Raw genomic sequence first — 18581 nt, forward strand, 5'->3', positions numbered from 1 at the left:
CACGCCTTGCCCGAAACCCGCTAAACAAACCCCATGAACCAGCACGCCAGCCTTCGCATCGGCCATTCGGCCTGTCCGCATGATTGCCCGTCGACCTGCGCGCTCGAGGTCGAGTTGCTTGACGGCAACCGCATCGGCCGCGTCCATGGTGCCAAGTCCAACAACTATACGGCCGGCGTCGTCTGCGCCAAGGTTGCTCGTTACGCCGACCGCGTCCACCATCCCGACCGCTTGCTGAAGCCGCTGGTGCGCAAAGGCGCCAAGGGCGAGGGCGCCTGGCAGGAAATAAGTTGGGAGGCGGCGCTGGACCTCGTCGCCGAAAAGTTCATCGCGGCCGAGGAAAAATACGGCTCGGAGACGGTCTGGCCCTATTTCTATGCCGGCACGATGGGGCTGGTGCAGCGCGACGGCATCGAGCGGCTGCGGCATGCGAAGAGATATTCGGGCTTCTTCGGCTCGATCTGCACCAACCTGGCCTGGACCGGCTGGATGATGGGGGCGGGCGCGCTGCGCGGTCCCGACCCGCGCGAAATGGCCAAGTCCGATTGCGTGGTGATCTGGGGCACCAATGCCGTGGTGACCCAAGTCAACGTCATGACCCACGCCATCAAGGCACGCAAGGAGCGCGGTGCCAGGATCGTGGTCATCGACGTCTATGAGAACGCCACGATGAAGCAGGCCGATATGGGCCTTGTCCTGAAGCCTGGCACCGATGGCGCGATGGCTTGCGCGGTTATGCATGTGCTGTTCAGGGAAGGCTTGGCTGACCGCGCCTATCTCGAGAAATACACCGATGACCCGAAAGGTCTGGAAGCGCATCTGCGCACACGCTCACCCGAATGGGCGGCCGCGATCACCGGATTGACTGTGGCCGAGATAGAGAGTTTTGCCCGTCTCGTCGGCACGACCAGGAAAACCTATTTCCGCCTCGGCTACGGCTTTGCCCGCCAGCGCAACGGCGCGGTCAACATGCATGCCGCCTCCTGCATCGCCGCCGTCACCGGCGCCTGGCAATATGAGGGCGGCGGCGCCTTCCATTCCAATTCCGGCATCTTCAAGCTCAACCAGGAGGTGCTGGAGGGCACGCGCATGCGCGATCCCTCGATCCGCTTTCTCGATCATTCGCGCATCGGCCCGGTGCTGACGGGGGCGCCGGATGCGCTCTATGGCGGGCCGCCGGTGACGGCGCTGCTCATCCAGAACACCAACCCGGCCAATGTCGCGCCCGAGCAGCGACTGGTGAAGCAGGGTTTCTTGCGTGAGGATCTGTTCACCTGCGTGCACGAGCAGTTCATGACCGACACGGCCAAGCTCGCCGACGTCGTGCTGCCGGCAACGATGTTCGTCGAGCATGACGACATCTACAAGGGCGGCGGCAACCAGCACATCACGCTCGGCCCGAAGCTGATCGAGCCGCCGGAAGGGCCGCGCACCAACCATTTCGTCATCGAGCAATTGGCTGAGCGCCTCGGAGTCGCCGACAGGCCGGGCTTCGGCCTCACCGAACAGCAGCATATCGACATCATCCTGGGCAAGCGCGGGTTGGGCAGCTTTGCCAGCCTGAAGGAGCAGAAATGGGTCGACCTGCAGCCGGATTTCGAAACCGCGCATTTCACCAAGGGCTTCGGCCATGCGGACGGCAAATTCCGCTTCCGCGCCGATTGGACCGGACAAGCCGCCCCCAATAGGCCGCCGAAAAGCATGGGCCTGTTCGGCCCGGTGGAGCAGTTGCCGCAATTTCCTGATCATGTCGACCTGATCGAGGTTGCCGACGAGGCGCATCCGTTCCGGCTGGCTACGTCGCCGGCACGCAACTTCCTCAACTCGACCTTTTCCGAAACGCCGGTGTCGAAGGCCAAGGAAGGCCGGCCGGAATTGCTCTTGCATCCCGACGATGCCGCCGCACACGGTTTGGCAGAGGGCGATCGTGTCGAACTCGGCAATGCGCGCGGCGAGGTGGTGCTGCATGCGAGGCTGTTCGACGGCATCAAGCGCGGCGTGGTGATCGCCGAAGGCATCTGGCCGAACAGCGCGCATGAGCGCGGCGAGGGCATCAACGTGCTGACTGGCGCCGATGCACCCGCACCCTATGGCGGCGCGGCATTCCACGACAACAAGGTGTGGCTGCGCAAGGCAAGCTGAGCGGCCTCAGCTCATACCGGCAGGGTTTCGGCCGTCCTTTTTCTGTTCTGCCGGAGACGAATGTCGTCGGCGATCGCCTGGGCTTCGATTCCGATTTCGCGCAGCAGGCCGGTGACCGAATTGTGGAAGCCGACGAGATAAAGACCGAGTTCCGAAGCGCGCGCATTGACGCCGCTGGCGCCAGGCTCGACGCCGGGCTGGAGGAATTTGGCATAGGCTGGGCGGTAGCCGGTGGCGAAGATGATCGCGTCGAAGTCGCTGTGACGACCATCGACGAAACGGGCGCCGCCCTCTGATATCTCGGCAATGTCGGGCGCGACCTTGATCGCGCCTTCGCGGATCTTGCCGATGGTGCCGACATCGATCACCGGGATGCGCGACGCCAGGGATATCTGCTCCAGCAATCCCTGCTTGGGCCGTTTGAGCCCATATTTCTCCAGCCTGCCCAACACCAGATCGAGGATGATAGGGAACGCGGCGTCATTGACGCGTCGCGGCCCCAGGCGCGTCGCCATGCTGACGACCTGGATGGGCACCCCGAGCAGTTCGCGCGGCACGATATGGACGCCGCCGCGCACGGAGATCGTCGGATGCGCGCCGCCTTCCGCCAGGTCGAGCGCGATCTCGGCGCCGGTGTTGCCCATGCCGATGACCAGCACCGACTGGCCGGCAAACGGCGTGTTGTTGCGGTAATCCGCGCTGTGCAGACTTTTGCCCTTGAAACTGCCGGCGCCGGCGAATGCCGGCATCAGCGGCTCGGCATTGTATCCCGAGGCAATCACCACATGGGAAGCGCGCACGGTGCCTGATGTCGCTTCGACGCCCCAGCTTCTGCCCTGTCGGCCGATCGCCCGCACCGCTTCTCCAAAGCGGGGCCGCAGATCGAAGCGTTGCGCATAGGCATCGAGGTATTCGACGAACAGATCACGTGGCACATAGCGCGGATAATGCCTGGGGAAGGGCACGAAGGGCAGGGATGAATAGCGCTTGGTCGTGTGCAGGTGGACGCGCTGGTAGTGGCGCCGCCAGGCGGGAGCGGGCTGCTGCTCTTTTTCAAGCAAGATGAAGTCGACCCCGGCCTGCCGCAGGCACGCGGCAACGGCCAGGCCCGCCGGCCCGGCACCGATGATCGCAACCGGGTTGGTGTCGTGCAAGCGCGCCTCCCGCCGCTAATTCGCGATGCGGAGAATGGCGAAAGCATGCCAGACATGCAACCTGATCGCTCATCCCGGCAGCGGCACCGTCAGGCCGACCTTGACGCGGTCCATGGCCACGAAGGTGCGGAATTTGCGGACATTGTTGCTGCTGTTGAAGAACAGGCGCCGCGTCAGCGCCTCATAGGCGCTCATGTCGGCCACCGTGATGGCCAGGATGAAGTCGGCCTCGCCTGTCACATAGTAGCACTGCTGGACTTCCGGCGCCGCCAGGAATTGCCGCTTGGCCGCGTCGATCAGTTCGGTGCGTTCGCTTTCGAGTTCGACCTCGACGAAGATGGTGATGGGCTGGCCGACCGCCGCCGGTTCGATGACCGCGACATTGGCCGCGATGACGCCGGTCTGTTGCATGCGCTTGATACGGCGCTGCACCGCCGGCGCCGACAGGTTCACGGCCTCGCCGATCAGTCGCTGCGGCGTCGTGTTGTCCTTCTGCAGCACGGCGAGAATGGCGAGGTCGAAACTGTCGAGCGAGGCTGGCAAAGCGGGCAATGGCATGTCCTGAAGAAACAAACTTGCATTTCGGCACCTTGAATACAGCGCTTTTTGCGCCTGCCTTGCAATATAGTCTCGTCGTCAGCCAAGGAGGCCTTGATGTTCCTGCTCAACCGCAATGCCTTGCACGGCAGCCCACTCGATCCGGTCGACGCCGAAACGCTCGGGGTTGCGGGGGCCGACGCGGCCGAGCGTTTCCTGTCCCATCGCGACAATCATCAGGAGACGCCGCTGCATGCGCTGCCGGCGCTGGCCTCCGAACTGGGCATTGGCGCCATCCACCTCAAGGATGAGGGTTTTCGCCTCGGCCTCGGTAGCTTCAAGGCGCTTGGGGGCGCTTATGCCGTCGTTCATCTGGTGCTGGAGGAAGCCGGCCGCCGGCTTGGCAGGCCGCTCGGCATCGCCGATCTCGATCAGCCCGATGTCAGGGCGGTCGCCGCCACCATGACGATGGCTTGCGCGACCGACGGCAATCACGGCCGCTCGGTGGCACAGGGCGCGCGGCTTGTCGGCGCGAGGGCGGCGATCTTCGTCCATGCCGGCGTCAGCGACGAGCGCATCACGGCTATCGCCCGCTACGGCGCCGAGATGATCCGCGTCGACGGCAACTACGATGATTCGGTCAGGCAAGCCGCACGCGTCGCGGCGGACAAGGGCTGGACCGTCGTGTCCGATACGTCGTGGCCGGGCTATGAGCGCATTCCAGGCCTCGTCATGCAAGGCTACACCGCGATCATGCGCGAGGCGCTGCGCCAGCTCGGCGAACCGCCCACCCACATCTTCGTCCAGGCCGGGGTCGGCGGCATTGCCGCTGCCGTGGCTGGCCATCTCGCCATCGTGCTCGGTGATGCCAGGCCGGTCTTCACCGTGGTCGAGCCCGCACGTGCCGCTTGCATCCTGGGCGCCGCCAGGGCTGGCCATCCTGTCAAGATCGCGCATGGCGAAGCGACTGTCATGGCGATGCTCGAATGCTACGAGGCGTCGCCTGTCGCCTGGCGCGTGCTGGCGCGTGCCGCCGATGCGTTCATGACCGTCGACGAGGAGGATGCGGTCGCTGTGATGCGGAGGCTTGCGCGGCCGGCCGGCGGCGATCCGGCCATCGTTGCCGGCGAAAGCGGCGGGGTCGGCCTGGCCGGATTGGTCCGGGCGCTGGCCGACAACAGGGGCGAACTCGGCCTCGACAGGCTCTCGCGGGTGCTGGTCGTCAACACCGAAGGTGCAACCGATCCCAAGCGTTATGCCGAACTCGTCGGCGTGGCCGCCGCGGATGTACTTGCGGGCAAAGTACTTTCTGGAGCAACGCCATGATCTCGGTCGACGCGCAGCGGCTGCTTGACCGTATTCGGGACCTCGGCGCCATCGGCCGCGACGGCGAGGGCCGGCTGGTGCGGCTTGCCGCCTCGGACGCCGACCGGCAGGGCCGCGACCGCTTCGTCGGCTGGTTGCGCGAGGCGGGGCTCGAAGTCGCCATCGACCGCATGGGCAATATCTTCGGCATCTGGCGGACGCCTGGGAATGCCGGGCAGGCGCCGATCCTGATAGGCTCGCATATCGATACGGTCATAGATGCCGGCATTTATGACGGCTGCTACGGCGTGCTGGCCGGGCTGGAGGCAATCGAGACACTGAAGGCGTCAGGCTTTGTCCTGTTGCGCCCGTTGGCCGTCGCCGCCTTCACCAATGAGGAAGGCGTGCGCTATTCCCCCGACATGATGGGCTCGCTGGTTCATGCCGGCGGTGTTGCGATCGACGAGGCGCTGGCGGCCGTGGGGACGGACGGCAGCGTGCTCGGGCAGGAACTGGCGCGCATCGGCTATGCCGGCGACGAGCAGCCGGGCTTCCTCAAGCCGCATACCTATCTCGAACTGCATATCGAGCAGGGCCCGGTGCTGGAGCGCGAAGGCGTGCCGATCGGCGCGGTGGAAAACCTGCAAGGCATCTCCTGGCAGCGCATCACCATCGACGGGGTCGCCAACCATGCCGGCACCACGCCGATGTCGATGCGCAGCGACGCCGGCCATGCGGCCGCCCGTGTCGTCGCCTTCCTGCACGATCGTGCCAAGGCTTCGAACACGCCGACCGTCGCCACCGTCGGCACGATGCGTTTCGAGCCCAACGCCATCAACGTCATTCCCTCGCGAGCGGTCTTCACCATCGACCTGCGCGATCCTTTCGAGCACCGGTTGCAGGCGGAGGAAGCAGCACTCGCCGCTCACCTCGAAGAACTCGCCGCCGCCGAAGGCGTGACGATCTCGGTCGAGCGGCTGGCGCGCTTCGAGCCGGTGATCTTCGACAGCCGCATCGTGGAGCTGATCGAGGCCGCTGCCATCAGTCGCGGGCTGGTTTCGAAGCGCATGACGTCCGGCGCCGGCCATGATGCGCAGATGATGGCGCGTATCGCACCTGCCGCGATGATCTTCGTGCCGAGCGCCGGCGGCATCAGCCATAATCCGCGCGAATACACCGAGGATACCGAGCTCGTCGCCGGCGCCAACATTCTGCTCGATGTCGTCACCCGACTTGCAACCTAGTTTGAGAGGGGCGGAGAAATGGCCAAAATCGATCTCGATGCCTTGAAGCAGGAGATGACCGGCTGGCGGCGCGATCTGCATGCCCATCCGGAATTCGGGTTCGAGGAAAAGCGCACCGCGGCCTTCGTCGCTGCCAAACTGCGCGAATTCGGCCTCGACGATGTGACCGAGGGCGTCGGCGGCACCGGCGTCGTCGGCACGCTGAAGCGCGGCAGCGGCAACAGGGCGATCGCGCTCAGGGCCGATATGGATGCCCTGCGCATCACCGAGCAATCGGCTGTGGCCTATGGCTCGCAAAATCCCGGAATCATGCACGCCTGCGGCCATGACGGCCACACCACCATGCTGCTCGGCGCGGCGAAGCTGCTGGCCGGGGAGGGCGGGTTCAACGGCACGGTGCGCTTCATCTTTCAGCCGGCCGAGGAGTGGGGCAGGGGCGCGCTGGCCATGCTCGACGATGGGTTGATGCGCCGCTTTCCCTTCGATGAGATTTTCGGCCTGCACAATCTGCCCGGATTGCCGATTGGCCATTTCGAAACCCGCCCCGGCCCGATGATGTCGGCCGAGGATATCTTCGAGATTGTTCTGAGAGGCCTCGGCGGCCACGCTGCCGGGCCGCAGGACGGCCGGGAGACACTGGTCGCCGCTTGCGCGCTGGTCACCAATCTGCAAACCATCGTCTCGCGCCGGCTGAGCCCGGCCGACATATCGGTGGTCTCGGTAACCGAGCTGATCACCGACGGCACCCGCAACGCGCTGCCCGGCCTTGCCCGTATCCTGGGAGACGCCCGCAGCTTTCGCCCCGAGGTCAGCGCCGAGATCGAGAAGCAGATGCGCACCATCGCCGCCGGCACCGCCGCCGCCTACAACGTCACCGCCGAGGTCGCCTACAGCAGGGAATTCGTGCCGCTGCACAACGACGCCGAATTGGTCGACGAGGCCTTTGCAGCCGCCGGAAACGTGTTCCTGCCCGAAGGCGTCGCCGTCGCCCGCGAGCCGATGACCGGCTCTGAGGATTTTGCCCGTTTCCTCGCTCACGTGCCCGGTTGCTTTGTCTTCCTCGGCAATGGCGACACGGCGCCGCTGCACAATCCGAGCTACGACTTCAACGATGACGGCCTGCTGTTCGGCACGAATTTCCATGCCGCGGTCGTCAGACGGCGATTGGGAGCATGAACGGCGCGGTCGTTCCGGAATTTGGCGGGAAGCCAAAGGGGTGGAATCCCCATGACGCTACGGCAAGACTCAGCTAACATCCACATTGCGGCGGACCTGATATCCGCCTGGCCGGCGCTATCAGGCACCTCCCAAGCGGCGCCGGCCGTCCTCTCCAGGCTGTGCTTTGTGCTGTCCCGCCGTGGTCCGCGGCGTTGCTGCACGCATGTCAACTCATTTGCCGGTCTTATCGGCTACAGGATTGCCGTCGGTGTGCGGGTTTTCCGCTGCCGGAGCCTTGGTTGGCGGGACGTTGTTGTCGCAGGCCGACACGGCCAGAACGATCAGCAGAAGGCCTAGGGAGAGCTTCTTCATCGCTACCTCCTCTCGTCTGACAACGAGACGACCTCCGTTTGGTTGCGACGATCAAGCCGAGGAACAAAAGCTCATGTCTCCGGTTGGATCAGGCAAAGGAGGACTGCTGGATGATCCGTCTGCTCTTGGCCTGCACCATCGCCTTCGTCACTTACCGCCTCGCGCGCAAGCTGATCGAGGACGTACCCGACACCGTCGATCCCCTGTTGCTGCCAGTCCCGAAGAATGATCGGGAGGCATTGCGCAGGCAGTCTGCGGCGATGGGTGTCGATCCGGAACGCTGACCTGTCGACGCTGAGCTCGCCGCGCCGCTTCCTTGTTGCGAACAAAGCGGAAACGATGCTTGATGGGCGATGAACCTTGCCGCTCATGATTCGACATTTCGGGAACCGACCGACCAGCCTGCTTATCTCGCAAGGCTGAACGACGCCCAGCGCCAGGCTGTCGAGCATGGCGACGGCAGGATCGCCGGACCGCTGCTGGTCATTGCCGGCGCCGGCTCGGGCAAGACCAACACGCTGGCGCATCGCGTCGCCCATCTCATCGTCAAGGGCGCTGATCCGCGCCGCATCCTGCTGATGACGTTTTCACGTCGCGCCGCCTCCGAAATGGCCAGGCGCGTCGAGCGCATCGCTGGCGAGGTGCTCGGCCGTGACGCCTCGATCGTCACTGACGCGCTGACCTGGGCCGGCACCTTCCATGGCATCGGTGCACGGCTACTGCGCGATTACGCGCAGGAGATCGGCCTCGATCCGGCGTTCACCATCCACGATCGCGAGGATTCGGCCGACCTGATGAACCTGGTGCGGCACGAACTCGGCTTCTCGAAGGCGGAAGCGCGCTTTCCCACCAAGGGCACCTGCCTTGCCATCTATTCGCGCGCCGTCAACGCGCAGGCGCCGCTCGGCGAGGTGCTGGGCTCCGCCTTTCCGTGGTGCGCCGGATGGGGCGAACAGCTGAAGCAGCTGTTCGCCGGCTATGTCGAGGCCAAGCAGGCGCAGAACGTGCTCGATTACGATGACCTGCTGCTCTACTGGGCGCAGATGACGGCCGAACCGGAGATAGCGATGCATCTGGGCGGGCGCTTCGACCATGTGCTGGTCGACGAATACCAGGATACCAACCGGCTGCAGGCCTCGATCCTCATGGCGCTCAAACCCGATGGCGCCGGGCTGACGGTGGTCGGCGACGATGCGCAATCGATCTATTCGTTCCGCGCCGCCGAGGTGCGCAATATCCTGGACTTCCCAAACCAATTCGCGCAGGCCGCCGATGTGGTGATGCTGGAGCGCAACTACCGCTCGACCGAAACCATTTTGGCCGCCGCCAATGCGGTGATCGGCGAGGCCTCGGAACGCTTCACCAAAAATCTGTGGTCGGAACGCAAATCCGCCGCCAAGCCGAGGCTGGTGACTGTACGCGACGAGGTCGAACAGGCCAATTTCGTCTGCGAGGCCATCCTGGCCGAGCGCGAGGCCGGCACGGCGCTGAAATCGCAGGCGGTGCTGTTTCGCGCCTCGCACCACAGCGGGCCGCTGGAAATCGAGCTGACGCGGCGCAACATTCCCTTCGTCAAGTTCGGTGGGCTGAAATTCCTCGATGCCGCTCATGTCAAGGATGTGCTGGCGGTGCTGCGCTTTGCCGAAAACCCGCGCGACCGCGTCGCCGGATTTCGCGTGCTGCAGCTTTTGCCGGGCATCGGCCCCTCGGCCGCGGCGCAGGTCGTGGAGACGATGACATCGGCGCTGGACGAGGCGATGGGCCTTGCCGGCTGGCGGCCGCCGCAGCGCGCGGCGGATGACTGGCCGGGCTTCGTCTCGCTCTACTCCGGCCTGCGTGCCGGCGCCAAATGGCCGGCCGATCTCGAACAGGTCAGGCTCTGGTACGAGCCGCATCTCGAGCGCATCCACGAGGACGCAACCACGCGCCGGGCCGACCTTCTGCAGCTCGAGCAGATCGGATCCGGCTACGCTTCGCGCGAACGGTTCCTGACCGAGCTGACGCTCGATCCGCCGGACGCGACCAGCGACCAGGCCGGGCCGCCGCACCGCGACGAGGATTATTTGATCCTGTCGACCATCCACTCGGCCAAGGGCCAGGAGTGGAAGAACGTGTTTGTGCTCAACACTGTCGATGGCTGCATTCCGGCCGATCTCGGTGTTGGTACCAGGGAAGATATCGAGGAGGAGCGCCGGCTGCTTTACGTGGCGATGACAAGGGCCAAGGACAGCCTCAACCTGGTCATGCCGCAGCGCTTCTTTCCGCATGGCCAGGCGGCGCGCGGCGACCGTCATGTCTATGCCTCGCGCACGCGCTTCATCCCGGCTTCCCTCCTAGCGGCATTCGAACAGACGGTATGGCCGGGCGCGCAAGCAGCACCGGGCAGGGCGCCCCGGCCGGAGATACGCGTCGACATTGGCGCGCGCATGCGCGGCATGTGGAAATAGTCGCGGCGATGGCGCCAGTCAGGATCGCAATTGCCGGTGCGCTCGGCCGCATGGGGCGCCAGATGGCGGACGCCGTGCAGGCCGACTCGCGGCTGGCGCTTACTGCCCGCTTTCATCGACCGGGCGTCGTCGGCGATGGCCTGGTCAGTCGCGACGAGGCGCTCGGCCTGGCCGATGTGGTGATCGATTTCACCACGCCGGCGGCATCGGCCGATCTGGCGAGAGCCTGCGCCGGCCGTCGCGGGCCTGCCATGGTCATTGGCTCGACCGGTTTCGGTGACGCTGAATTGGCAGCCATCGCCGATGCCGCGAAAACCGTTGCCATCGTGCGCTCCGGCAGCTTTTCGCTTGGGCTCAACATGCTGGTCGGATTGGTCGAGCAGGCGGCGAGAGCGCTCGGTCCCGCGGACTGGGATGCAGAGATTTATGAGGCGCATCACCGCCACAAGATCGATGCGCCATCGGGCACCGCCCTGATGCTCGGCCAAGCCATTGCCGACGGACGCGGCGTCGAACTCAATGCGATGGCGAGGCGTGTTCGCGATGGTGCCACTGCTGCGCGGCCTGCCGGCGAGATCGGCTTCGCGATGCTGCGCGGCGGCAGCATCGTCGGCGAGCACAGCGTCAGCTTCTGCACCGGGGGCGAGATCGTCACCCTGTCGCATGCGGCCGAGGACCGCGTCATGTTCGCCCGTGGCGCCATCGCCGCAGCCCTCTGGGTGGCCGGGCGACCGCCCGGTCAATACGGTATGCGCGACGTCCTTGGCTTTGGCGCTTCTTGACGGGCCAGAACCCGCCGCTTTCCATTTCTCCAGTCGGCAAAATGACTGAAAGCTTGCGCCTGCCGCGACCGGAGGCGAAGCCTCCGCGTGGAGAATGCGGCGCGCCTCTTGGCGCGTCCTTCAGCCCGTTTGCAAGCGACAATGTCGACCCAGCCGCAAAGCAAACGCCCGGATGCGGCCACTTGCGCGGGCCTTACGTAGATAAGACCGAACCGTTCGGTTCGATTTATGTTGACGGACCGTACATCAAACGGTGAACGTACGCTCTGCGCAAACGGGTGGGCTCAATGGAGTTTTCTCAATAAACCGTTGGTTCAACAAGATAAAATTGTGGCAGCCAGCGATGTCGTTTCAATTTCAAGGGCCGTCCCACAGCTTTTTTGGCACATTTTCGTGACTGGAAACGACAACACCGCAGACCCATCTCGGGGTGGTCCGAGCGACGCGAAATCCTCCCAAGGGCACGCCACTAGACGGACAGAACAAACATACTGGAGTAACCAAAATGACCAAGATCGCTCTTACCGCCGCCGCCATCCTCGTTGCCACGGGCACCGCTTTCGCCGGCAGCGACAATTATGGTTCGGCCAACGCCAATCAGCCCGCCGCCGCTGTCGACCATTCCGTCACCGCTTCGACCTCGAAGACGAACGGAACCGTCCAGGCCCCGGCTTCGCAGGGCGCCGACCGCAACCTTTTCGGCCGCTAATCGCGACTGCCGACATCAACCAACTTGAACTCAGGAGTAAAGAAATGACCAAGATCGCTCTTACCGCCGCCGCCATTCTCATTGCCACGGGCAGCGCCTTTGCCGGCAGCGACAATTATGGTTCCAACAATGTCAACCAGCCGGTTGCCAACCAGTCGACCTCCAACATCGACACCACGCATACCGGCTCGATCACCAAGTCCATAAAGGCGCAGGGCGACGCGAATGCCAACGTGCCGGCTCAGTCTGGCCAGGGCATCTGGGGCCGTTGATTCTGTAAGTCTTCGACCACAAAGAGCGGTGGGCCTGGCCCGCCGCTCTTGTTTTTTGCGCATGACCAATCCTCCAAGCTCGGCAGAAAACAATCCGAGCCCAGGAATAAAACAGGAGTGCCTGGGGTCTTGTCCTTAGCGGAACCGTCCTCCCAAGACGCCGCCTAACGGATGAATCCAGGAGATTGAAATGAACAAGATCGCCCTCGCCACCGCCGCCATCCTCGTTGCGACCGGCAGCGCCTTTGCCGGCAGCGACCATTATGGCTCCGACAATGCCAACCAGCCCGTCGCCCCGATGGCGGGCGTGGACCACCTTGTCACCGGCGCGCTCAAGGATACGGGCATGGCCGGCCACGAGACAGGCGATGCCAAGACGAAGCCCACTACCGACTGGCCCGAACCCGGCCAGGGCATCTGGGGCAATTAACGTCCCGGACACGCAGCGGCCTTGGCTGCCAGCTTAACCCCGGATTTCTAGCGCAGATCCTTCGGACGCAGGCAATGCGTCAGCCGCGCGGACGACAGGTTGGACCAGTCGCCCTGGAAAACGAGGCGCGCAAAGGCTGCCGTTGGAAATTTTCCTTCGAGCCTCCTGCGCGCCTTGGCCTCTGACCCTGGCCCGGCAAGCTGTTTCGCCAGATATTGCAGACCGGGATTGTGGCCGACCACCAGCAAGCTGTCGTTCGACGGATCGGCTTGACGAATCTGGCTCAGAATATCCGTCGCTGAGGCTTCATAAAGCGCCTCGGAGAACGCGACTCGTGGATGCGCTGGCAACTCCGCGTCCACCAGCCGCCAGGTCTCACGGGTGCGCAGCGCCGGCGATACCAGCGCCTGGTCCGGCAGCCACCCGCGCGTCGCGAGTTCGCGCCCTATCAATTGGGCCGCCTTCAATCCGCGTTCGGCGAGCGGCCGGTCGAAATCGGGGAGGTTGGGATCGTCCCAACTCGACTTGGCGTGGCGCAGCACAAACAACTGTTTCACGATACTCCCGGTCGAATGGCGGATGCAGATGGAGGCAGGACAGCTGCTGGTTCAGGCAATTTGCTTTTCGGCGGCCTCGCGCAAGACTTCTTCTCCCCACTGGTTCAGGCTCTTGCCTGCGAGTTCCGCTGCCATTGCAACTTTTGAATGAACCGAGGGGTCAACGCGCAACATGAGATTGCCGGAATAAGGTCTTTGCGGCGACTTACCGATTTTCGCGCAAGTTTCGACATAGTCGTCCACGGCTTCATGGAAGGCGGCTTTTAGCCCCGCGACAGTTTCTGAATGGAAGGATACGCCGTCTCGAATACCGGCAATACGGCCGAAGAAAATCTCGTCATCGTCATCATAGTCAACACGGGCCGAATAGCCCTTGTAGGTCATCGCATTCATGGCTTCACTCCGATCCTCAACAAGAATTGGCGAGCATCCCGTACTTGATATCGCTTTGCTTCCTTTGAAGGGTGCGGCCGGTGGAACGTCTCGACTTCGCTCTTAAGGACAAAACCCACGCGTGAGCCGCTTCCTTCGATCACCTGGCAACCAACGGCGACCAGCAAGGCTTCGACGGCAATCCATTCGATACTGCCCGAAACTGGATCGGTGAATATCGCTTTGAGCACGCGCCTATGCTTGCTGTTCATGCAAGCATGAGATAAGCGGGTGCGCCAAAGTTTGCAATCAAATTATGACTGCAAAAATGCCTACGGCGTGATCCGCGCCAATTGCTCGAAATCGATTTCCTCGCGCAGCGGGCTCGGTGCAATGATCATCGAGGTTGCATTGTCGGCATCGTCGGCGAAGCGGGCAAACACGGTGCGGCCCTTTTCCATCCGGGCCTTGCCCTCGGCGACCAGCCCCAGCGCCAGCGGATAGAGCTGGTGTTCCACCTTCAGCACTCGTGCGGCAAGTGTGTCGGCATTGTCGCCGACCATTACCGGCACCGCCGCCTGTGCGATGATCGGGCCGTCATCCATCTCGGACGTGACGAAATGCACCGTGCAGCCATGGATACGCATACCCGCCACCAGCGCGCGCGCATGCGTATCGAGCCCCTTGAAGGCCGGCAACAGAGCGGGGTGGATGTTGATCATGCGACCCTGCCATTTCTGGACGAGGCCGGTGGTCAAAATGCGCATATAGCCGGCCAGTGCCACGATCTCGGCATTGAAGGCCGTGAGGGCCGCATCGATCGCGGCGTCGTGCGCCTGCTTGCTGGCGTGGTCGGCCCGGGAAATCACCTGGGTGGCGATGCCGCGCGCCCTCGCCATGCCGAGCCCGGCGGCATCCGCCTTGTCGGAGATGACGCCGACGATTTCGGCCGGGAAAGCCGGGTCGCTGGCGGCGGCGATCAGCGCCGTCATGTTGGAACCGCGCCCCGAGATCAGAACGACAGTGCGTTTCTTCTGCGCACTCATAGACCGATCGAACCCCGATAGATGACGCCGGCGTCGCGGCGCGGCACGATCCGGCCGATCGGCGTCACCGTCTCGCCGGCTTCCTGCAAGACGGCAGCGACCTGCGCCGCCTGGCCCGACGCCACCGCCAGGATCATGCCGATGCCGCAGTTGAAGGTGCGCATCATCTCTTCGGGCGCCACACCGCCGGTTTTGGCCAGCCATGAGAACACAGGCGGCACGTCGATGGCGTCGAGATCGAGCTCGGCCGAGAACTCCTTCGGCAGAACGCGCGGAATGTTTTCGGGGAAGCCGCCGCCGGTGATATGGGCCAGCGCCTTGATGCCGTGCGTGTTGCGGATCGCCTTCAGGATCGATTTCACATAGATCCGGGTCGGCTCGAGCAGCGCCTCGGCCAATGTGGCCTCGTCATTGAAGGGAGCCGGATCGGTCCATGCCAGGCCGCTGGTCGCAACGATGCGGCGCACCAGCGAAAAGCCGTTCGAATGCAGGCCCGACGAACCCAGCCCCAGCAGCACGTCGCCCTCGACGATATCGTCGGTGGGCAAAAGCTGGCCGCGCTCGGCCGCGCCCACGGCAAAACCGGCAAGGTCATAGTCCTTGCCGTGATACATGCCCGGCATTTCCGCCGTCTCGCCGCCGATCAGCGCGCAGCCGGCCTGCCGGCAGCCCGCGGCGATGCCGCCGACGATCGCCGCACCCTGGTCCGGATCGAGCTTGCCAGTGGCGAAATAGTCGAGGAAGAACAGCGGTTCGGCACCCTGCACGACGATGTCGTTGACGCACATGGCGACGAGGTCGATGCCGATCGTGTCGTGCTTGCCGGCGTCGATGGCGATCTTCAGCTTGGTGCCGACGCCGTCATTTGCAGCGACCAGCACCGGGTCGGTAAAGCCGGCGGCCTTGAGGTCGAACAAGCCGCCGAAACCGCCGATCTCGCCATCGGCGCCCGGCCGGCGCGTCGCCTTGACCAGCGGTTTGATCTTCTCGACCATGAGATTGCCGGCATCGATGTCGACGCCAGCCTCGGCATAGGTGAGCCCGTTCTTACGCTTGACTGTATCGCGCTTCATATCTGGCTTGTCGCTGTTTCCTTTGCGGCTCTTCGCATGAACGGTTTCGGTCCGCAAGGAAAACGGCGCTGAAACTGCCGCTCCCCACCAGGGGAAGCTCGGCAGCTTCTCTCTTGCGCCCATCCCCCATCTCCATCATCTATCGTTCAGACAGAAGCGACGGGACATGCGCTTGACCATCCCCAACCTGATCACAATCATGCGCCTTGTCCTGGTGCCTGCCGTGGTGCTGGCCATGCTCCAGGCGCGCTGGGATTGGGCCTTTGCCGGGTTCCTCGTTGCCGGCATCTCGGACGGCGTCGACGGCTTCATCGCCCGCCGGTTCAACCAGCATTCCAAGCTCGGCGCCTATCTCGATCCGGTGGCCGACAAGCTGCTCCTGGTTTCCGTGTTCGTCGTCCTGGGCTTCATCGGGCAATTGCCGCTGTGGCTGGTCGTCACCATGGTGTCGCGCGACACGCTGATCATTTGCGCGGTGCTGTTGTCCACCGTGATGGCCCATCCCGTCGAGATGAAGCCGCTCCTCGTCTCCAAGGTCAACACCGCCATCCAGATTGTACTGGCGGCGCTGGTATTGGGTGAGCTTGCTTTTTCGATCCATCTCGATCCACTTCGTCCCGCCCTCATAATGCTGTCCGGGGTCTTGACCGTGGCTTCGGCCGCAGCCTATCTCGTGGCTTGGCTGAGGCATATGAGCGGCTATGGCGAAGGCTCCACCCCGGGCACCTGACAAAGAAGCTGCGGCGAGCGCGCCGGCGGCAGCCGGGGATGATCCATCCGCCGGATTCCGCCGGCAGATCTTCTTCTGGCTTGCCGGCGTCGCCGCCCTCGCGCTTTTCCTCTATGTTTTCAGCGCCATCCTCTTGCCCTTCGTGGCCGGCATGGTGCTCGCCTATTTCCTCGATCCCGTGGCCGACCGGCTGCAGCGACTCGGCCTCAGCCGTTTCATGGCAACGGTGGTCATCCTCATCACCTTCCTTGTCGTGCTGGTGCTGGCCTTTGTCATCCTCATCCCGGTGCTGGCGACGCAGATGGCCGATTTTGCCGGCAAATTGCCTGAGTACCTGACGCGGCTGCAGAGCCTGATCACCTCGTTCGATCCAAAATGGCTGGAACAGAAATTCGGCGTCAACGCCAATGGCCTGCGCGACGGATTGAACTCACTGCTGACATCCGGCTTCGGTCTGCTGACGACCGTGTTCACCTCGATATGGAGTTCGGGCGTGGCGCTGGTCTCGGTGATCAGCCTGTTCGTGGTGACGCCGGTGGTCGCCTTCTACATGCTGCTCGACTGGGACCGCATGGTGGCGGTGATCGACGGCTGGGTGCCGCGGGACAATGTCGCCACGGTGCGCGCCATCGCCAGGGACATCAACACGGCAACGGCCGGCTTCGTGCGCGGGCAGGGCACGCTGTGCCTGGTGCTGGGCGCCATGTATGCCACCGGCTTGACGCTAACCGGTCTCAATTTCGGCATCCTCATCGGCCTGTTCGCCGGGCTGATCTCCTTCATCCCCTATGTCGGCTCGCTGACCGGGCTGGTGCTGGCCGTCGGCGTTGCCTTCGTCCAGTTCTGGCCGGACTGGACCATGGTCGTCGCGGTCGCGGTGGTGTTCTTCATCGGCCAGTTCATCGAGGGCAATATCTTGCAGCCGCGGCTGGTCGGCAAAAGCGTCGGCTTGCATCCGGTGTGGCTGATGTTCGCGCTGTTTGCCTTCGGCGCGCTGTTTGGCTTCGTCGGTCTGCTGATTGCGGTGCCTGCATCGGCCGCGGTCGCGGTCCTGGTGCGCTTTGCCATTGCGCGTTATCTGGAATCGCCGCTCTACAAGGGTCACGGCAAGGCCGTGCCGCCATTGCCGGCCGATCGTCGCAAAGGCATCAATCCATGATCCGGCCTGGCCGGGTCGCGCGGCTGAGCCTGGCATGAGCGACCAGAGGGCCGACCCGCCGCGCCAGCTGCCGCTCGATCTCGGCCATGGCACCGGCTATTCGCGAGACGAACTCGTCGTCTCCGGCACCAACAACCAGGCAGTGGCGCTGGTCGACCGCTGGCCGGACTGGCCCTCGCCAGTGGTCGTGCTCGCCGGTCCGGCCGGTTCCGGCAAGACCCATCTGGCCTCGATCTGGCGGGCACGGGCGGATGCCGTTCAGGTCGACGCGCACCGCGTTGGCGACAGCATTGTAAATCTCGGTGCCCGGCCGGCGCTGATCGACGACGTCGATACCGGCACAGTCGACCAGCAGGGGCTGTTTCATCTGATCAATGCGGTACGCGGCAGCGGCTCGCATTTGCTTTTGACGGCGCGCCGCTTTCCCTCGGCCTGGGGCGTCACGCTGCCGGATCTGGCGTCGCGGCTGAAGGCTGCGGCAACCGTCGAGATCCACGAACCCGACGATCTCCTGCTGGCAGGTGTCATCACCAAGCTGTTCGCCGACCGACAGGTCGAGGTCGAGCCGCATGTCGTGCAATATCTGGTGCGCCGCATCGAGCGCTCCCTGGCGACGGCCATGCGCGTGGTGGAGCGGCTGGACCGCGCCGCGCTCGAACGCAAGACGCCGATCACCCGGGCGCTGGCGGCTGAAACCGTCAGCGCCATGGACGAGGGGCAGGGCGAGTTCGAGGTTTAGGGCGCGATGGTCGGCCGGCCAGCAAACGGTGGTTTCCATGTCCCTTTAACCGTCCCATTTCGGGAAACAGAGCTGGCACCGATCTTGCGATACAAGCTTGCCGGCTGACCCCGGTCCTGATTGCGTTCCAAATCAGGTTGTAGGCTCGCCGGGAGTGGGGCGGTTGGGGTTCTCGCCCGGCGAGCTTACCTTCATGTGACTTCAGTCACCCTCACTCTTGCTGCGCGTTCGGCTTGCCCGCGCAATGCCAAGCTAGGTGAGAGAAGAACGGGTATTCGTCAATTGACGGATACCCAAAATGGCGACGAGGCCACCGAGTCGCTGAAATGCCGGCGCTCGGTGAACTCCGTGGC

At 64.1% G+C, this 18581-nt stretch carries 21 protein-coding genes; 13 read left to right on the forward strand and 8 right to left on the reverse strand.

Annotated elements, in window-relative coordinates:
* The first annotated feature begins 33 nt into the window (after positions 1–33).
* Positions 34–2142 (forward strand): molybdopterin oxidoreductase family protein, encoded by a 2109-nt coding sequence (locus FJ426_RS26645; protein WP_140558873.1) that lies wholly within the window; start codon positions 34–36, stop codon positions 2140–2142.
* Positions 2143–2153: 11 nt separating this feature from the next.
* Here the strand turns inward: FJ426_RS26645 and FJ426_RS26650 are convergent, their stop codons facing one another.
* A complete protein-coding gene (locus FJ426_RS26650; protein WP_140825652.1) occupies positions 2154–3296 on the reverse strand; it encodes an NAD(P)/FAD-dependent oxidoreductase in 1143 nt (380 codons plus the stop codon).
* Positions 3297–3365: 69 nt separating this feature from the next.
* Positions 3366–3854: an Lrp/AsnC family transcriptional regulator gene (locus FJ426_RS26655; RefSeq protein ID WP_181172806.1), complete on the reverse strand. Its 489-nt coding sequence runs from the start codon at positions 3852–3854 to the stop codon at positions 3366–3368.
* 96 nt (positions 3855–3950) lie between these two features.
* Between FJ426_RS26655 and FJ426_RS26660 the strand changes: the two genes are divergently transcribed.
* The 3 genes from FJ426_RS26660 to FJ426_RS26670 are packed head-to-tail and all read left to right on the forward strand — an operon-like array spanning position 3951 to position 7558.
* Entirely contained in the window at positions 3951–5159 is a 1209-nt protein-coding gene (locus FJ426_RS26660) for a diaminopropionate ammonia-lyase (protein WP_140558875.1), read from the forward strand.
* The gene (locus FJ426_RS26665) at positions 5156–6382 is read left to right on the forward strand and encodes a Zn-dependent hydrolase (protein WP_140558876.1); all 1227 of its coding nucleotides are present in this window, start codon (positions 5156–5158) and stop codon (positions 6380–6382) included. The genes FJ426_RS26660 and FJ426_RS26665 overlap by 4 nt, the downstream gene beginning before the upstream one ends.
* Before the next feature lie 18 nt (positions 6383–6400).
* Entirely contained in the window at positions 6401–7558 is a 1158-nt protein-coding gene (locus tag FJ426_RS26670) for a M20 aminoacylase family protein (RefSeq protein WP_140558877.1), read from the forward strand.
* Positions 7559–7771: 213 nt separating this feature from the next.
* On the opposite strand, the gene FJ426_RS31530 is transcribed toward FJ426_RS26670, so the two are convergent.
* Positions 7772–7912 (reverse strand): hypothetical protein, encoded by a 141-nt coding sequence (locus FJ426_RS31530; protein WP_181170994.1) that lies wholly within the window; start codon positions 7910–7912, stop codon positions 7772–7774.
* Between the two features lie 110 nt (positions 7913–8022).
* On the opposite strand from FJ426_RS31530, the gene FJ426_RS31535 reads away from it, so the two are divergent.
* From FJ426_RS31535 to FJ426_RS26695, 6 genes are all read left to right on the forward strand, one after another.
* Positions 8023–8196, forward strand: a complete 174-nt coding sequence (locus tag FJ426_RS31535; RefSeq protein ID WP_181169231.1) for a hypothetical protein — start codon at positions 8023–8025, stop codon at positions 8194–8196.
* Positions 8197–8265: 69 nt separating this feature from the next.
* Positions 8266–10359, forward strand: a complete 2094-nt coding sequence (locus FJ426_RS26675) for an ATP-dependent helicase (RefSeq protein WP_140561853.1) — start codon at positions 8266–8268, stop codon at positions 10357–10359.
* An 8-nt stretch (positions 10360–10367) separates the two neighbouring features.
* A complete protein-coding gene (gene dapB / locus FJ426_RS26680) occupies positions 10368–11141 on the forward strand; it encodes a 4-hydroxy-tetrahydrodipicolinate reductase (protein ID WP_140561855.1) in 774 nt (257 codons plus the stop codon).
* A gap of 505 nt (positions 11142–11646) precedes the next feature.
* On the forward strand, positions 11647–11850 hold the full coding sequence (locus FJ426_RS26685; RefSeq protein ID WP_140515477.1) for a DUF680 domain-containing protein: 204 nt from the start codon (positions 11647–11649) through the stop codon (positions 11848–11850).
* Positions 11851–11894: 44 nt separating this feature from the next.
* Positions 11895–12122 carry a DUF680 domain-containing protein gene (locus tag FJ426_RS26690; protein WP_140494359.1) on the forward strand — a complete coding sequence of 76 codons (228 nt, stop codon included), beginning with the start codon at positions 11895–11897 and terminating at the stop codon, positions 12120–12122.
* A 190-nt stretch (positions 12123–12312) separates the two neighbouring features.
* Positions 12313–12552: a DUF680 domain-containing protein gene (locus tag FJ426_RS26695; protein WP_140494357.1), complete on the forward strand. Its 240-nt coding sequence runs from the start codon at positions 12313–12315 to the stop codon at positions 12550–12552.
* Between the two features lie 47 nt (positions 12553–12599).
* Here the strand turns inward: FJ426_RS26695 and FJ426_RS26700 are convergent, their stop codons facing one another.
* From FJ426_RS26700 to purM, 5 genes are all read right to left on the reverse strand, one after another.
* Positions 12600–13109 (reverse strand): histidine phosphatase family protein, encoded by a 510-nt coding sequence (locus tag FJ426_RS26700; RefSeq protein WP_140494356.1) that lies wholly within the window; start codon positions 13107–13109, stop codon positions 12600–12602.
* A 51-nt stretch (positions 13110–13160) separates the two neighbouring features.
* Positions 13161–13502: a type II toxin-antitoxin system HicB family antitoxin gene (locus FJ426_RS26705; RefSeq protein WP_140494354.1), complete on the reverse strand. Its 342-nt coding sequence runs from the start codon at positions 13500–13502 to the stop codon at positions 13161–13163.
* Entirely contained in the window at positions 13499–13732 is a 234-nt protein-coding gene (locus FJ426_RS26710) for a type II toxin-antitoxin system HicA family toxin (protein WP_224646402.1), read from the reverse strand. Before FJ426_RS26710 ends, FJ426_RS26705 begins: the two co-directional genes overlap by 4 nt.
* 81 nt (positions 13733–13813) lie before the next feature.
* The gene (gene purN / locus FJ426_RS26715) at positions 13814–14527 is read right to left on the reverse strand and encodes a phosphoribosylglycinamide formyltransferase (RefSeq protein WP_140515481.1); all 714 of its coding nucleotides are present in this window, start codon (positions 14525–14527) and stop codon (positions 13814–13816) included.
* A complete protein-coding gene (purM, locus tag FJ426_RS26720; protein ID WP_140494348.1) occupies positions 14524–15600 on the reverse strand; it encodes a phosphoribosylformylglycinamidine cyclo-ligase in 1077 nt (358 codons plus the stop codon). The genes purN and purM overlap by 4 nt, the downstream gene beginning before the upstream one ends.
* A 172-nt stretch (positions 15601–15772) precedes the next feature.
* On the opposite strand from purM, the gene FJ426_RS26725 reads away from it, so the two are divergent.
* The 3 genes from FJ426_RS26725 to hdaA are packed head-to-tail and all read left to right on the forward strand — an operon-like array spanning position 15773 to position 18228.
* Entirely contained in the window at positions 15773–16330 is a 558-nt protein-coding gene (locus FJ426_RS26725) for a CDP-alcohol phosphatidyltransferase family protein (protein WP_140561882.1), read from the forward strand.
* A complete protein-coding gene (locus FJ426_RS26730) occupies positions 16302–17489 on the forward strand; it encodes an AI-2E family transporter (RefSeq protein ID WP_140561859.1) in 1188 nt (395 codons plus the stop codon). The genes FJ426_RS26725 and FJ426_RS26730 overlap by 29 nt, the downstream gene beginning before the upstream one ends.
* A 34-nt stretch (positions 17490–17523) precedes the next feature.
* A complete protein-coding gene (hdaA, locus tag FJ426_RS26735; RefSeq protein WP_140515482.1) occupies positions 17524–18228 on the forward strand; it encodes a DnaA regulatory inactivator HdaA in 705 nt (234 codons plus the stop codon).
* Positions 18229–18581 lie beyond the last annotated feature (353 nt).

The sequence above is a fragment of the Mesorhizobium sp. B2-6-4 genome, from assembly GCF_006441495.1.
In the GTDB taxonomy this organism is placed as follows: Bacteria; Pseudomonadota; Alphaproteobacteria; order Rhizobiales; family Rhizobiaceae; genus Mesorhizobium.

Excerpts from the sequence above, each read along its gene's own strand:
- FJ426_RS26645 (WP_140558873.1), top strand. The coding sequence starts at position 34 with ATGAACCAGCACGCCAGCCTTCGCATCGGCCATTCGGCCTGTCCGCAT.
- FJ426_RS26655 (WP_181172806.1), bottom strand. The coding sequence starts at position 3,854 with ATGCCATTGCCCGCTTTGCCAGCCTCGCTCGACAGTTTCGACCTCGCC.
- FJ426_RS26660 (WP_140558875.1), top strand. The coding sequence starts at position 3,951 with ATGTTCCTGCTCAACCGCAATGCCTTGCACGGCAGCCCACTCGATCCG.
- FJ426_RS26665 (WP_140558876.1), top strand. The coding sequence starts at position 5,156 with ATGATCTCGGTCGACGCGCAGCGGCTGCTTGACCGTATTCGGGACCTC.
- FJ426_RS26670 (WP_140558877.1), top strand. The coding sequence starts at position 6,401 with ATGGCCAAAATCGATCTCGATGCCTTGAAGCAGGAGATGACCGGCTGG.
- FJ426_RS31530 (WP_181170994.1), bottom strand. The coding sequence starts at position 7,912 with ATGAAGAAGCTCTCCCTAGGCCTTCTGCTGATCGTTCTGGCCGTGTCG.
- FJ426_RS31535 (WP_181169231.1), top strand. The coding sequence starts at position 8,023 with ATGATCCGTCTGCTCTTGGCCTGCACCATCGCCTTCGTCACTTACCGC.
- FJ426_RS26675 (WP_140561853.1), top strand. The coding sequence starts at position 8,266 with ATGAACCTTGCCGCTCATGATTCGACATTTCGGGAACCGACCGACCAG.
- dapB (WP_140561855.1), top strand. The coding sequence starts at position 10,368 with ATGGCGCCAGTCAGGATCGCAATTGCCGGTGCGCTCGGCCGCATGGGG.
- FJ426_RS26685 (WP_140515477.1), top strand. The coding sequence starts at position 11,647 with ATGACCAAGATCGCTCTTACCGCCGCCGCCATCCTCGTTGCCACGGGC.
- FJ426_RS26690 (WP_140494359.1), top strand. The coding sequence starts at position 11,895 with ATGACCAAGATCGCTCTTACCGCCGCCGCCATTCTCATTGCCACGGGC.
- FJ426_RS26695 (WP_140494357.1), top strand. The coding sequence starts at position 12,313 with ATGAACAAGATCGCCCTCGCCACCGCCGCCATCCTCGTTGCGACCGGC.
- FJ426_RS26705 (WP_140494354.1), bottom strand. The coding sequence starts at position 13,502 with ATGAATGCGATGACCTACAAGGGCTATTCGGCCCGTGTTGACTATGAT.
- purN (WP_140515481.1), bottom strand. The coding sequence starts at position 14,527 with ATGAGTGCGCAGAAGAAACGCACTGTCGTTCTGATCTCGGGGCGCGGT.
- purM (WP_140494348.1), bottom strand. The coding sequence starts at position 15,600 with ATGAAGCGCGATACAGTCAAGCGTAAGAACGGGCTCACCTATGCCGAG.
- FJ426_RS26730 (WP_140561859.1), top strand. The coding sequence starts at position 16,302 with ATGGCGAAGGCTCCACCCCGGGCACCTGACAAAGAAGCTGCGGCGAGC.
- hdaA (WP_140515482.1), top strand. The coding sequence starts at position 17,524 with ATGAGCGACCAGAGGGCCGACCCGCCGCGCCAGCTGCCGCTCGATCTC.